Annotated in this window: 11 protein-coding genes; 6 read left to right on the top strand and 5 right to left on the bottom strand. The window is 37.0% G+C overall.

Translation table 11 applies throughout. The features are described 5' to 3' along the window. Nucleotides 1–68: 68 nt before the first annotated feature. From OPU68_RS08600 to folE, 3 genes are all read right to left on the bottom strand, one after another. Nucleotides 69–1,220 (bottom strand): T9SS type A sorting domain-containing protein, encoded by a 1,152-nt coding sequence (locus OPU68_RS08600; RefSeq protein ID WP_498473578.1) that lies wholly within the window; start codon nucleotides 1,218–1,220, stop codon nucleotides 69–71. 119 nt (nucleotides 1,221–1,339) lie between these two features. Then, nucleotides 1,340–2,809, bottom strand: coding sequence for a cysteine--tRNA ligase (gene cysS / locus OPU68_RS08595; protein ID WP_498473577.1), 1,470 nt, complete (start codon nucleotides 2,807–2,809; stop codon nucleotides 1,340–1,342). 121 nt (nucleotides 2,810–2,930) lie between these two features. Beyond that, nucleotides 2,931–3,596, bottom strand: coding sequence for a GTP cyclohydrolase I FolE (gene folE / locus OPU68_RS08590; protein ID WP_498473576.1), 666 nt, complete (start codon nucleotides 3,594–3,596; stop codon nucleotides 2,931–2,933). Between the two features lie 181 nt (nucleotides 3,597–3,777). Here folE and OPU68_RS08585 point away from each other — a divergent pair, with 181 nt between their 5' ends. From OPU68_RS08585 to pyk, 5 genes are read left to right on the top strand one after another with little or no spacing between them, the layout of a single operon-like run. Next, complete coding sequence (locus OPU68_RS08585; RefSeq protein ID WP_002976354.1) at nucleotides 3,778–4,017, top strand: acyl carrier protein; 240 nt, start codon at nucleotides 3,778–3,780, stop codon at nucleotides 4,015–4,017. Nucleotides 4,018–4,040: 23 nt separating this feature from the next. Then, nucleotides 4,041–5,288, top strand: coding sequence for a beta-ketoacyl-ACP synthase II (fabF, locus tag OPU68_RS08580; RefSeq protein ID WP_498473575.1), 1,248 nt, complete (start codon nucleotides 4,041–4,043; stop codon nucleotides 5,286–5,288). Nucleotides 5,289–5,297: 9 nt separating this feature from the next. Next, entirely contained in the window at nucleotides 5,298–6,068 is a 771-nt protein-coding gene (gene rnc / locus OPU68_RS08575; protein WP_498473574.1) for a ribonuclease III, read from the top strand. Further along, nucleotides 6,043–6,516 carry an IPExxxVDY family protein gene (locus OPU68_RS08570; protein WP_498473573.1) on the top strand — a complete coding sequence of 158 codons (474 nt, stop codon included), beginning with the start codon at nucleotides 6,043–6,045 and terminating at the stop codon, nucleotides 6,514–6,516. The genes rnc and OPU68_RS08570 overlap by 26 nt, the downstream gene beginning before the upstream one ends. Next, nucleotides 6,509–7,954, top strand: coding sequence for a pyruvate kinase (gene pyk, locus OPU68_RS08565; protein WP_498473572.1), 1,446 nt, complete (start codon nucleotides 6,509–6,511; stop codon nucleotides 7,952–7,954). Before OPU68_RS08570 ends, pyk begins: the two co-directional genes overlap by 8 nt. Before the next feature lie 70 nt (nucleotides 7,955–8,024). Here the strand turns inward: pyk and OPU68_RS08560 are convergent, their stop codons facing one another. After that, nucleotides 8,025–10,085 carry a S8 family serine peptidase gene (locus tag OPU68_RS08560; RefSeq protein WP_498473571.1) on the bottom strand — a complete coding sequence of 687 codons (2,061 nt, stop codon included), beginning with the start codon at nucleotides 10,083–10,085 and terminating at the stop codon, nucleotides 8,025–8,027. A 61-nt stretch (nucleotides 10,086–10,146) separates the two neighbouring features. Continuing rightward, nucleotides 10,147–10,743 carry a hypothetical protein gene (locus tag OPU68_RS08555; protein ID WP_498473570.1) on the bottom strand — a complete coding sequence of 199 codons (597 nt, stop codon included), beginning with the start codon at nucleotides 10,741–10,743 and terminating at the stop codon, nucleotides 10,147–10,149. Between the two features lie 269 nt (nucleotides 10,744–11,012). On the opposite strand from OPU68_RS08555, the gene dnaE reads away from it, so the two are divergent. Beyond that, the gene (gene dnaE / locus OPU68_RS08550) at nucleotides 11,013–15,662 is read left to right on the top strand and encodes a DNA polymerase III subunit alpha (RefSeq protein ID WP_498473569.1); all 4,650 of its coding nucleotides are present in this window, start codon (nucleotides 11,013–11,015) and stop codon (nucleotides 15,660–15,662) included. Nucleotide 15,663 lies beyond the last annotated feature (1 nt).

Here is a 15,663-nt window from a genome sequence, read left to right as displayed (position 1 = left end):
TACGGTTTAACTTTTGTTAACCGTATTTTTCTTAATAATAAGTTATAGTTTGATAAAAAAAGAATGAATTACCTCACAATGATTCTCTTAGAAATAATCGTTTTACCATTCCCAGATTCTACATTCACAAGGTAAACGCCGGAAGTGAGTTTTCCAAGTTCGATTTTAGTTTCAGAATTGCTGATGTTATTAATTTTATTTTCAATCAGTAAGGTTCCGGCTAAACTATAAATCTTTACAATTGCAGTTCCTGTTTGTGAACTTCCGAGCCTAACGTTTACAAAACCTTCCGAAACTTTTGTCGGGTAGATGTCATTTTTATCAATATTAATAATCTGTTTATTACTTCGAAGAACATACGAACTACCTAAATCATAAATCGGCAAATTAATATTAACGTTCATCGGCTCGGCTTGCAAAGTTTCCAATTTCAAAGTATGCAAAACGCCTCCTTTTGCACATGCCAAGATGATTTCCCCTTCACTATTAACTGCTGCGCCGTTTATGGAAAAATTATTCTGAAGACCTTTTACTTTGCCAATGAATTTGGCTTTCATATTATTCAAACTAACTTTGAAGACATTTCCCATAGCCGAAAACACGTAAAAATTGTTGTTGTCATCCACAATCATATCCCCTCCGAAACCAATTTGCATCTTACTTAGCTGATTGTCTCCGTTTCCCGAATCATCTTTTACATTTCCTAAATCTACAACGGTATATTTCCCATTTTTGCGGGAGATTTTCAGTAACTGAGATCCGGAATTGGAAAGCGCATAAACATTACCGTCATTTCCCGCTGTCATTCTGGAAAACTGAGAGCCTGTATCGCAAGCTGTCGGATTCGAAAGATTGTTTTCCAATAAAGTAACGTCTTTAGTTTTGGAATCCAAAATGTAGATATTTGAAGAGAATAATGGCATATAAACCAAATTTCCTCTTCCATCTACAGCCAAGGTTGCCATCTGACTTGCCAACGCATTAGCCGAAGATTTTTCATCTTCAAAGATTTCCTTATTTAATTTGCTGGAAAAGGTTTTAGGCTGGTCTTTGTCAGACAACAGAATCGTGTCAGTAATGCCTTTTTTGGAATCCAAAGCACGGAAATCTTGGAAAATAATATTGCTAGTTTCTTTTCCTGTCAATGCAAAAATGTCTTGTTGTGCAAAAGAATTAGCACCAACAAATAATAAAATTAAAGCCGATAAAGATTTTTTCATAGTTTAAAGATTTTTAATTGTTGATACTAAGTTAAGTATTTTTACAACATCATTCTCACATCCATAAAAAAACCTTCCGTTTTCCACGAAAGGTTCAAATATTTATTATTTATGATGAATTAATTCAAAATATAAGTCGTTCCGTCTCTTCCATCTTTTAGCTCAATTCCTTTTTCAAGAAGCTGATCACGGATCTGATCAGAAAGTTCCCAATTCTTGGATTTTCTGGCTTGATTTCTCAAATCAATCAAAACCTGTAAAGTCTGGTCAAGCTTATCATTATTAGATTCTTCGATAGTTTGCAAACCTAAAACATCGAAAACAATTGCGTTCAGGAATTGTTTCAAATCTTCGTAATCATCAGTCGAAATACTTTCCTTTCCAAGTTTCGAAGCTGAAATAAACTTCACGGCCTCGAATAAATGGGAAATCAAAATCGGACTGTTGAAATCGTCTGACAAAGCTTCCAAAACTTTTTCTTTCCAGTTTTTATAATCAAAAGAAGATACTTCTACGCCTTCTGTCGGAACTTGTGTGTTGAGGATTCTTACGGCTTCCATCAATCTATTGAAACCTTTTTCGCTCGCTAACATCGCTTCATTGGAAATATCAAGAACACTTCTGTAATGCGCCTGCAAAAAGCAGAATCTCAACACACTTGGATGAAACGCTTTTTCAAAGAAATCATTGTTTCCAGTAATCAATTCTACTGGTAAAATGTAATTTCCCGTAGCTTTACTCATTCGTTGACCATTCATTGTCAGCATATTGGCGTGCATCCAATATTTCACAGGCTCTACACCGTTACAAGCTTTTCCTTGGGCGATTTCACATTCGTGGTGCGGGAATTTCAAATCCATTCCACCACCGTGAATATCGAACTGGTCGCCCAGATATTTCGTACTCATCGCTGTACATTCAAGATGCCAGCCTGGGAAACCTTCTCCCCAAGGCGACGGCCATTTCATAATATGTTCCGGCGATGCTTTTTTCCAAAGGGCGAAATCCTGTGGATTTTTCTTTTCAAATTGTCCGTCCAAATCTCTTGTATTAGCGAACAATTCCTCGATATTTCTTCTGGAAAGTTCACCATAATTGAGGCCTCTTGCATTGTATTCCAAAACATCGAAATAAACGGAACCATTACTTTCGTAAGCAAAACCCTTTTCAATCAGATCTTTCGCAAGTTCCAATTGTTCGATGATGTGACCTGTTGCTGTCGGTTCAATCGTTGGCGGAAGTAGATTGAATTTCTTCAGAACCTCATGAAAATCAACGGTATATTTCTGCACGATTTCCATCGGCTCCAGTTTTTCCAATCTGGATTGCTTGATGAATCTGTCATTATTAATATCTCCATCGTCCGTCAAATGTCCGGCATCTGTGATATTTCGGACATATCTGACTTTATAATCCAGAAATTTTAAACTTCTGTAAATAAAATCGAAGGACAAAAAAGTTCTCACATTTCCCAGATGCACATTGCTGTAAACCGTCGGTCCACAAACGTACATCCCGATATTACCTTCTAATATGGGTTTGAAAACTTCTTTTTCGCCTGAAAGCGAGTTGTATATTTTTAGTTGCATTGTTTATTTTAAAATTGAAAGATTAATAATTAAAAGATTTAAAAATTACACAGACAGCAACAGCAACAAATAATTGTTGTTATGAAAATCTGGTGTGTTTGCATTTCAAATTTTATCATTATTAATCAAATTTTGCGTGACTTCCTACATAGTGCAGAAACTCCTGTCTCGTAATTGGATTCGTTCTGAAAATCCCGCTTAATTCTGCCGTAATTGTAGAACTTGCGGTATCTTTTATCCCACGACAATTGACGCAAAGGTGTTTTGCATCGATGATACACGCTACATTTTTCGTCCCTAAAGCTTCTTTCAAGGCATCAACAATTTGCATTGTCAATCGTTCCTGAACTTGCGGACGTTTCGCATAATAATCTACAATTCTATTAATTTTAGACAAACCGATCACTTCTCCGCTAGAGATATAAGCAACGTGTGCTTTCCCTATAATTGGTAAAAAATGATGCTCGCAGAAAGAATAAACAGTAATGTCTTTCTCGACCAACATTTGGCGGTACTTATATTGATTTTTAAAGGTAGAGATTCCAGGTTTGTTTTCAGGAAGTAGACCTCCAAAAATTTCATTCACGTACATTTTCGCCACACGCTTTGGAGAATCTTTCAGAGAATCATCTGTCATATCCAGACCCAGCGTTTCCATAATTTCTGCAAAAAGCCCCTCAATTTTCTTAATTTTATCTTCAGGTTTCAGATCAAAAGCATCTGGTCTGAGCGGCGTGTGATCTTTTCCTGTAAACAGATCATCATCATTGTCAGGAATGTTTTCCATAATATCATTAGTAATAAGAAGCAAAAATAAACAAAATTTATCTACTCCGTCGAGACTAAATCTAAAGATTTGATTATAAAAAGAATAGATTTAGAAAGCATCTAAAAAACTAAAAAAAAATTGAAATGATTTGAATTTTTATATATTTGCACCAAATTAACATAATTAAAAATAAAATACTATGTCAGACATTGCATCAAGAGTAAAAGCTATCATCGCTGATAAGCTTGACGTTGAAGAAACAGAAGTGACTCCAGAAGCTAGCTTCACAAACGATTTAGGAGCTGATTCTTTGGATACGGTTGAACTTATCATGGAATTCGAAAAAGAATTCAACATTCAGATTCCAGATGATCAAGCAGAGAAAATTACAACTGTTGGTCACGCTATTGCTTACATCGAGGAAGTTGTAAATAAATAATATTTATTCAAGACAAAAAATTTATGGAATTAAAGAGAGTAGTTGTAACCGGCTTTGGCGCTATTACACCTGTTGGAAATAACGCTAAAGAATACTGGGAAAGCCTTAAAATAGGAGCAAGTGGCGCTGCCCCGATTACTCTTTTTGATTCCACTAATTTTAAAACTAAGTTCGCCAGTGAGGTGAAAAACTTTGATGCTCTTAATTATTTCGATAAAAAAGAGGCGAAAAAGATGGATAGAAATTCTCAGTTCGGCCAGATTGCTGCAAGAGAAGCTATCGCTCACGGAAGACTTATTGAAGACAATGTCGATAAAAATCGTGTTGGTGTGATATGGGGATCAGGAATCGGCGGACTGGAAACTTTTGAACAAGAGGTTTTGGGTTGGGCAGCTTCCAATAACGTTCCGAGATTCAATCCTTTCTTTATTCCAAAAATGATTGCGGACATTACGCCGGGAAACATTTCTATCGAATATGGTTTCCACGGTCCTAATTACACAACTGTTTCTGCCTGTGCTTCTTCTGCCAATGCTTTGATAGATGCTAAAATGCTTATTAACTTAGGCAAAGCTGACGTTATTGTTTGTGGAGGTTCAGAAGCTGCTGTTACAGCAAGCGGAATGGGAGGTTTTAACGCAATGCACGCACTTTCTACAAGAAATGATGATCCAAAAACGGCTTCTAGACCTTTTGACAAAGACAGAGACGGATTTGTGTTAGGAGAAGGCGCTGGTTGTATCATTCTTGAAGAATACGAACACGCAAAAAAACGAGGTGCAACAATCTATGCAGAGTTAGCTGGTGGCGGAATGAGTGCTGATGCACATCATATGACTGCCCCACATCCTGAAGGACTTGGCGCTTATCTGGTAATGAAAAATTGTCTGGAAGATGCCGGCGTAACTGCCGATGAAGTAGACCATATCAATATGCATGGGACATCTACTCCACTGGGAGACATCGCAGAATCCAACGCAATTGCAAAATTATTCGGAGAACATGCTTTTGACATTCAGATCAATTCTACAAAATCAATGACTGGCCACCTTTTAGGAGCTGCCGGAGTTATTGAGGCCATTGCTGCGTTACACGCAATTATCCACGGTATTGTTCCACCAACAATCAATCATTTTACTGATGATGAAAACATTGACCCAAGATTGAATTTTACATTCAATACTGCGGTTGAAAAAACTGTTGACATCGCTATGAGTAATACTTTTGGTTTTGGAGGTCACAACGCCTGCGTTCTTTTCAAAAAAATATAATATGTTTTTATGGAGTTGAAAGGTTATTTTTCTAAATTCCTTCCTAAAAACAGAGCACAAAAACTTTCGGAAAAAGATATTCTTTTTCGCAAAAATATTTCAAACATCGTAGGATATAACATCCACGATCTGGAAATTTTTAAAGAAGCATTCTCTTTGAAATCTTCTTCAAAAAGCACGAATAAAAAAAATTACGAACGTCTTGAGTTTTTAGGGGATTCTGTTTTAGGAACCATTATTTCTTGTCATCTTTTTCATACTTACCCAAATGAAAACGAGGGATTTCTCACGCAGATGAAGTCCAAAATTGTGAACAGGAAAAACCTAAACAAACTTGGAGAAGATCTAAAATTGAGCAGTCTTTTACAAGCTGACACCAGCCAGACAATTCTGAGTGAAAACATCTCCGGAAATCTTTTGGAAGCTTTGATTGGCGCACTTTATCTCGATATTGATTATGAATTTTGCAAGAAAATTGTCCTGGACAGGATTCTTACACCTTCCACAATTAATAAATTAGAAAATAAGATTATTAGCTACAAAGGTTTATTATTGGAGTGGAGTCAGAAAAAAAAGATTCCGATCAAGTATGAAACCTGCGAAGAGATACAACCGAATAAAGTCACGGTTTTCCGTTGTCACGTTTGGCTTCACAATGAAAAAATTGCCAATGCGGTAGAAACTTCTAAAAAGAAAGCAGAAGAAAAAGCAGCACAGCGCGCATTTTACGTTTTGAGTAAGAAAGAAAATATTATTGAGCATCAAAAAACAATATCTTAAACTAGAGGAAGATCTATCAGAGATCAACGTCGGATTGATTAGACTTGCAAAACCAATCCCGGAGCACGAATTGTTTTTTTTCATCAACGACATCAATACTTTCAAATTCAGAAGAGCTGATGATATCCATTTAAAAGGCGAGTTTTTTGACCATTCGTTTTCCAGATATCAGGCTTACGACAAATCTTCCAAAAACTGTTTCAGTTTCATTTCCAACAAGTCTATTGTCTCAATTCAGAAAAAAGAGCAAAATCAGCTTTTTTCAGATGAATCAAATATTAAATTTTTACTAAATCTGCATCAAGATGTGGATTACATTTTAACTAATTCTGATATGTTTGCGGAATTTTCGTTAATTTTGCTTCCGGAAAATTTCGTATTCCAAACTCAGGAATATCCATTGAGTTCTGAAGAAGAACTTTATCAATTAATTCAATATTATGAATAAAAACCTTAAGAAAACAAAAATTATTGCAACACTAGGACCAGCGTCTTCCAGCAAAGAAACGATGATCCAGATGATCCAGGCAGGTGTTGATGTATTTAGAATAAACTTTTCACACGCTGATTACGAATTGGTGCTGAAAAATGTCAATATAATCCGTGAAATCAACAAAGAATATGGCTACTCCGTATCTATTCTTGGAGATCTTCAGGGACCAAAATTAAGAGTAGGTGTTGTAAAAGAAGGATCTTTCCTTAATCCTGGAGACATCTTAACTTTTACCAATGAAAAACTGGAAGGTGACGCTACGAAAGTTTATATGACTTATGAGAAATTTCCTCAGGATGTAAAAGTTGGAGAGAGAATCTTGATTGATGATGGTAAATTGGTTTTCGAAGTTATTGAAACTAATAATGTAGATACTGTAAGAGCAAAAACAATCCAAGGTGGACCGTTGAGTTCTAAAAAAGGAGTTAATCTTCCTAATACAGATGTTTCTCTTCCTGCATTGACGGAGAAAGATATTGAGGATGCAAACTTTATGTTGGATCACGAATTTGACTGGATTGCATTGTCATTCGTACGCCACGCTCAGGATATCATCGATCTAAAAGAATTGATGGCAAAACATCCTACGAACAAAACCAAAACGCCAATCATTGCAAAAATCGAGAAACCAGAAGGTGTGAAAAACATCGATGAGATCTTGTTGGAATGTGACTGTCTGATGGTTGCAAGAGGAGATCTAGGTGTTGAAGTTCCTATGGAGCAAGTTCCTGTAATCCAGAAAAACTTAGTAAACAAGGCAAGACTTTATGCAAAACCAGTAATCATTGCAACTCAGATGATGGAAACCATGATCAACATTCTTACGCCAACAAGAGCGGAGGTAAATGATGTTGCCAACTCTGTACTTGATGGTGCTGATGCTGTGATGCTTTCCGGAGAAACTTCCGTTGGAAAATATCCTGTAGAGGTGGTAAGAAATATGGCGAAAATCGTTAAGAATATTGAGAAAACGCCACTTTACTCAAAATTAAATCACGTGATCGAAGAAAAGATCAACTGTGTAGACGAACGTTTTATCACAGATAAAGTTTGCCGTTCTGCAGTGGATATTGCAAAATCTACCGGAGCTGAAGCTATCGTCACTTTGACCTCTTCCGGTTACACGGCTTTCCAGATCTCTGCGCACAGACCTTCTTCTCACATCATTGTTTTCAGTAACAACAAACGTGTGATTACAATGCTGAATCTACTTTGGGGTGTAAGAGCATTCTATTATGATATGGAAAAATCTACAGATGAAACTGTGATCCAGGTGAATATGCTGACACATAACTTCGGTTTTGTGGAGCAGGGAGATTTCGTCATCAATCTGAACGCAATGCCGGTTCACAATGGTGGAAAAACCAATACTTTGAGATTATCTACAATATAATCTCAGTTCACATAAAAGCAAAAAGACACCAAATATTTGGTGTCTTTTTTATTTATTATCGTTTAAAGAATTACTCTTTAATGATTTTCTTTGATACGATTCCTGTTTTAGTTTTTACTGTTAAGATGTAAACAGCATTTGGAAATTTATTCAAATTAATAGTTTGAGATTTTGAAGCTTTAACATTTTCAAGAATCAATTTTCCATTCATATCAAAAAGTGCCACTCTTTCTATATCATTTAGTGAATTGATATTAATAATATCTTTTGTCTTGGTAGGATAGATTTTCAATTCATTTTTAGCAAAATTACCCGAAGCCAAAGTAGTCTTTTTAGTTCCTGTTGCCACCCAAGCAAAGTCTTGTGATGCAGTGTTTCCTTCCTGATTTACCAAAGTGTTTTTATTGCTGACTTCTATTCTGTAAATTCCATCTGCAACCGGACTGTCAATGACGATTTGTTCTACATTATCAACTGTATTATCACCTTTTGTGGCATTGGCATTTGGGTTGGCTATGTCAAGTTTCCAAGGATAAAATATAGTTCCGGAACCGACTTCTACAACACGAAGATCTAAATCATTTACGATTCTTGAAGTATGATTATTCTGCATATCGGCATCACTTGTAAAAAATGCAATGGCAGGATCTACCCAGGAGATACTGACTTTCAATGGTTCGTTACCTGTTGCTTTTATTTCTTTTGAAAAAGGAACATTGGATTGTAGATTTGCTCTTTCCAGATAAGATTCTTCATTCAGTCTGTTGACTAAAACCTGTGCGGCTTTTTTACCATCTACCAATCCCCAACCGTACCAAACATCCGGGCCAGGTCTTCCTGCTTCGTTGGCCGTATGCGTGAGCAACGCTTTCATTTCGTCTGCGTTGAAGATAAAATTGTTGTTCCCGGAAATTCCTCTTTGGATCTGAGTCAGTGCGCCTGCTATTCCGGTAACAATAGGCGTGGCAAAAGAAGTTCCAAATGTAACAGTATAAGTTCCCGTGCCCGAATTTGCCATATACATATTAACACCTACAGCCGTCAAATCTGGCTTCACAGCACCATCCTTTCTAGGACCTGCACTGCTGAAACTTCCTTTTACAACATCAGTAGACGTTGTATATTTATTTCCCGGCGTGGTTAATTGATTAACTGCGCCCACCGTTATAATATTCTTAGCCAAAGAGCCATACCCTATGCAATTATAACCCTGACTGCAATTCGCTGGCGGAATCACATCGTCTGCCGCAAAAGGAATCCAGGAGCTTGTTGCAGTATTATATTTCAGTTTGGTAGATGTGGGTCCGGGACCAACACCATAATAATTCCCGGTTGATTTGAAAATAATTTGCTGTGGCTGTGCGTAAACTATTTTATCAAAATTATAATCATTTTCATAATACGCACCAGAGTAAGTATCTTGGGCATTCAGTTCATAATTTCCATACCAGTAATATGTACTGCCGGAAAGTAACCATCCAAGATTAACACCGTAAGAGTGATTTGAAATATTCAAATTAGGAAGCGTTGCCAACTTTTCATATTGATTTCCTAATGGTACTGTGTTCGCAAACATATAATTATCTGTCGTACCCAATGGCAAAACACCTTTAGCATAAGATTTCGGAAATCCGGAAGCATTACCTGTGATTGCGCCACTCGCAATCAGCACACTATTCACATTGGTTGTATGGGCGCTGACGGCAACAGTTGGACCTCCCGGAACCTGGACTGATGCATCTTCTCTATTAATGGCTCTACCTGTTGCGAATTGTTCATGACCAGCTACCACAAGACCGGAATCGAAAAGAGTAATCTTAATTCCGTTTCCAGTTACCGCAGACGCACCGGAAATACCGGATTGTAACTCATCTATGTTTGAAGTAGCATTAGCTCTTGTTTCTTCTGTTGAATAAAACAACGGAATCTGACCTGCAAAACCTGCAAAATTCTGTTTCAAACTATCAACAGCTTTTTGCGAATATCTATTTTGATTATTCTGAAAATACTGATCTAGCTTCTTTTCATTGTCCAATCTCTGTTTCGTAAACTCATTTTTCAGTTTAAGATCCTGAGCATTAGAAAAATAAAAAGAAAATAGCAATCCTGCACTTAATAAATATTTTTTCATCTCAATAACTTTTTACAAAGATAAAAAATACTTGTATCAAAATAAGTTTTAAAAATGTTAACTATTTATTTTTGAATTTATTAAATGAAGTTTCGAAGTGTAATTTCAGATCCCCAACATCTTCGTCGGTACAATAGCCATATTTAAGAATAGTTCTCGTACCAAAGCTCTGAAGCGAGTAGAAAATAAAAGAATTAATTTCCTGAGAAATCAATCCGATTGAAATAAAATAATCATCCGTCAGATTGTCCTGAAGCCATTCCACAAGATCCGGTAAAGTCCATTTGTTATCAATTTTTCCAAAACTTATTCCGCCACCAACTGGCTGCACAAATTCGTCGTGTCTTGCTTTCATTAATTCCTCACTGGATTTAGTTTTAAAATAAACCTTCAAATCATTATTCAAAACAAATTTTTTCTTGTTTTCATTAAATAATTTTGAGTCTGCTGCTAGATCACCGGATAATTTTTTCTTGACTTTCACTTCTTCGATTTCCGTCACTAATTTTATTAGATTAATTAATACTTCATCATAATTATTAATCCTCAAAACTTTTCTTTCATAGCCTTCTTTTACAAACCTAATCTCATCGCCAATATTTATATTAATGATAAATTGACCTTGAAAATTAGAATAAGTTTTTTGATTTGAATTCATATTAATAATCAAAACTTGATTAACTGCAACCGAATCGGACACAATTTTTCCTTTTATTTGTTGAGAATAAAAATATTGCGAAAGAAGGAAAAAGCAAAAGAATAGAAATATTTTCAAAGGCTATTTTTCATCAAAAATAAATTTAATTCCGATCGACAAATTACATTTAACCAGGATTAACTTTTTTGTGAACATTTAACAAAATCGGATTTCCAAAGCATTTTATTTCTCTGTTTAAAACCTTAACTTTACGCAAAATTACAATGTAGATGTACTTAGTTTTCGATACAGAAACCACAGGTTTACCTAAAAATTTCAACGCACCGCTCTCAGATTCAGACAACTGGCCAAGAATGGTTCAGATTGCCTGGCAGATCCATGACGACAACGGAAACCTGATCGAAAACCAGGATTACATCATCAAACCAGAAGGTTATGACATCCCGTTCAACGCCGCGAGAATCCACGGAATTACAACTAAAATAGCCAATGAGGAAGGTCGAGATTTGGAAGAAATCTTAATAGAATTTTCTAAAGCTTTGGATAACGTAAGAGTCGTTTCCGGACACAATGTGGAATTCGATTACAATATCGTTGGGGCAGAATTTTTCAGAAAAAATATTAAAGACAATCTTCAGGAAAAACCGAGAGCTGACACGATGATCCTAGGAACAGATTATTGCCAATTGGCTGGCGGACGAGGTGGAAAATTCAAATCGCCAAAACTGGAAGAACTTTACGAAAAACTATACGGACACAAGTTCGATGAAGCGCACAATGCCGCAGCCGATGTGAATGCAACCGCTCAGGTTTTCTTCGAAATGATGAGAATTGGAGTAATCCCGACTGAGGTTTTGAAAACTTCTGAAACTCAGTTAAAAGAATTTCAAACACTTAATCCAAATCCGATAAAACCTTTCGGAATCGTCATCAGAAGACAGGTTGCGAGTTTCAACAACAAGAAAAAACAATCCGATGTTGGCAGTATTGATGACATTGACCTTGGAAAATATTTCAACTTTGATAATCACAGTGTTTTCTCGACTTTGACGGCGACGACCAACATCAATGACTTGATTAAAAAAGCAACTGATGAAAATTATGCTGCTGTTGGAATCGTAGATATTGGCAATATGATGGGCGCATTCAAATTTGTTTCTGCGGTTGAAGACACGAATTCTGGAAGAGTTAAAAAGCATAAAGAATATTTGGCTAAAAAACAGGAAGCCGAGGAAAAAGGAGAAACATTCAATGAAGAAGAACCTAGTACAGATCAGTTGATTCCAATTGTGGGTTGCGAATTTTTCATTTCCAACAGATACGAGCAAAAACAATTTACCAAAGATGATCCAGACAGACGAACGCAGATGGTTTTGCTTGCCAAGGATTTCAATGGTTATAAAAACTTAATTAAACTTTCCAGTATTGGTTTTCAGAAAGGTTTTTATTTCGGTGTTCCAAGGATCAGCCGAGAATTGATCTCTCAATATAAAGAAGGACTGATCGCCTTGACTTCCGGGATCAACGGTGATATTCCAAATACGATTCTAAATATCGGAGAACAAAAAGGTGAAGAACTGTTCCAATGGTGGAAAGAGGAATTTGGTGATGATTTTTATGTTCAGATCCAGAATCATGATTTGCCTGAGGAAGAGCATTTGAATGAAGTTTTACTTCAATTTGCTGATAAATATAATGTCAAAATATTAGCCCAAAACGAAACATATTACACCAATAAAGACGATGCGAATATCCAGGACATTTTAGGTTGTATCAAAGACGGTGAGAAACAATCTACACCGATTGGTAAAGGTTTCGGCAAGAGAAAAGGTTTGACGACCAAAGAATATTACATCAAAAGTCAAGATGAATTAAAGCAAGCTTTTCTTAACTATCCAGACGCTTTCGAAGCTTATGAGGAATTTTTAGCGAAGTTCAAACCTTATACTTTGAAGCGTGATGTTTTGCTTCCGAAGTTTGACATTCCGGAAGAATTCATCGACCCGGAAGATGAGGCTGATGGCGGAAAACGTGGCGAGATGGCTTATCTGCGACATTTGACTTATGAAGGTGCGAATAAACGTTATCCGGTTATTACGCCTGAAATTCAGGAACGATTGGATTTTGAGTTGGAAGTTATTGCCAACACGGGTTATCCAGGTTATTTCCTGATCGTTCAGGATTTCTGTAATGAAGCCCGAAACATGGGCGTTTCAGTTGGGCCAGGTCGTGGATCAGCGGCTGGATCTGCAGTTGCTTATTGCATTAAAATCACCAACGTTGACCCAATCAAATACGATCTCCTTTTTGAGAGATTCCTGAATCCGGAAAGGGTTTCGATGCCCGATATCGATATCGATTTTGATGATGAAGGACGTGACAAAGTCATCAAATGGGTGGTTGATAAATATGGTCAGGAACAGGTTGCGCAAATTATCACTTATTCTGTTTTGGGAGGAAAATCGGCGATCAAAGATGCTGGCCGGGTTCTCGATCTATCGATTCCGGAAACGAATATGATTGCGAAATTGATTCCGCCAAGTCCGGGAATGAACATCGCGAAAGCACTTTCAAAATATGACAAACTGAAACCTGAAGATCAGCAATTGGTTGATGAAATGAAATTCATCCTTTCCAATTCAGACGATTCCAGATTTTCTGTTTTGGAAAGTGCCAAGAAAATGGAAGGCTGCATCCGAAATACGGGAATCCACGCTTGTGGTGTGATCATTACGCCGGAACCTGTGAGCAATTTGGTTCCAATCACGATTGCGGCGAAAGATGCGGACATTTTGGTCTCTCAGTTCGATAACTCGGTGGCGGAAAATGCGGGTCTGTTGAAAATGGATTTCCTTGGTTTAAGGACTTTGACCATTATCAAAGATGCGGTGAAGCTTGTAAAAGAACGTCACGGCGTTGATATCGACCCAGATGAAATTCCGTTGGATGACGCAAAAACTTATCAATTATTTAAAGAAGGAAGAACAATCGGGATCTTCCAATACGAGAGTCCCGGAATGCAGAAATATATGCGTGAATTGAAACCAACAGTTTTCGCCGATCTGATTGCGATGAATGCCTTGTATCGTCCAGGTCCTATTAAATATATCCCAAATTTCATTAATAGAAAACACGGAACCGAAGAGATTATTTACGATTTACCGGAAACCAAAGAATACCTTGAAGAAACTTATGGGATCACGGTTTATCAGGAACAGGTAATGCTTTTGTCTCAGAAATTGGCCAACTTTACCAAAGGTGAAGCTGATACTTTGAGGAAAGCGATGGGTAAAAAACAGATCGAGGTTCTGAACAAAATGTACCCGAAATTCATTGAAGGTGGAAGGAAAAACAACCTTGATGAAGAAAGACTTGAGAAAATCTGGAATGACTGGAAAGCCTTTGCAGAATACGCCTTCAACAAATCCCACTCGACTTGTTACGCCTGGATCGCTTATCAAACCGCTTATCTGAAAGCCAATTATCCAGCAGAATATATGGCGAGTGTAATGAGTAATAACATTAACAACACGGCTTCCATCACAATGTTTATGGAGGATTGTAAAGCGATTGGTGTAGATGTTTTGGGTCCTGATGTGAATGAATCTCAGTATAAATTCTCGGTAAATGAGAAAGGGCAGATCCGTTTTGGCTTGGGCGCTATCAAAGGAATTGGTGAAGGTCCAAGTGAAGCGATTGCAACCATCAGACAAAACGGAAGATTCAAAAATATATATGATTTCTTTGAGAGAATTCCACCTTCGCAAGTAAATAAGAGAGTGGCAGAAAGTTTGGTTACCGCCGGTGCTTTTGACGAATTGGACACTTATCACCGCGGACAATATTTCGATATTGATGCTTCCGGAAGAACCAATATCGAAAGACTTTCGCGCTATGGACAAAGTTTCCAGGACAGTAAAAATGAAATGGAAAATTCTCTTTTTGCAGATTTCGCAGAGGAAGTTCAGATCGAACAACCGAAACTTTTGTCTTGCGCGGAATGGCCAAATATGCATAAATTGAATAAAGAAAAGGAAATTATTGGATTCTATTTATCAGCGCATCCTTTGGACGAGTTCAAATATCAGTTCAAATTTATGCAGGGTGTTCTTTCTAAAAAAGCTATCCTAGATGAGAAAAAAGACGAAATTCCTGTTCTTGATGAAGTGATTCCGATTTTGGAAACTGACAGCACGCCAGATGAAGAAGTGCCTGATATTTTGGTTTCTGACGAAGTTGGACTGGAAGATGAGATCATCGAAGAATCCGGCAAAAAAGCAGAACCAAAGGGAAATTTCAATTTCCTGAATCTTGATGAAGTAGAAGCTTTCAAAGATCTGGCTTTTCCTCCAAAAGCACCGGAACTTTTTGAAGAAAAGAAGAGCTGGAAAGACAAAATGAATGAAAAAGACAATACTAAAGAATATACTGTTTCCGGACTGATTACAGAATATCGTGTGGCTGACGGTTTCCGAAGTGGGGAAAAAGTGGCGTTTGTAATGGTGGAAGATTACACCGGCTCATACTCTTTCCGTCTGGGCGACAGAGATTATATGCGACTGAAAGATAAATTGGAAGTTCAACGTTTTGTGATTATGAAAATCAAATTCTCACAAGGAAAAGATGGACGTGTCTTTGTAAACGTAAATGATGTTCTCGAACTGAAAGAAGCCTTTGACAAGTTCGCAAGAAGCTTATCTATTGTTGTTCCATTGGATTCTTTACGCAGAACAGATATTGAATTCTTTAAAGAAAAACTGATTGAGAATCAAGGGGAACAGAAACTTCAATTTTTCATTAAAAATCCAGAAGACCAATCGGTTTTGGAAGTTGTATCTATGAAGCATCATATCAATATTAATGAAGATCTTTTGGAAGTAATACATCAGATTAATAATTATGAATTTTTTCTGAATTGAT

The organism is Chryseobacterium sp. TB1-D10 (assembly GCF_059803555.1).
Note: the sequence above shows the minus strand (reverse complement) of the source record. Positions and strands in the feature narration are given on the sequence as shown.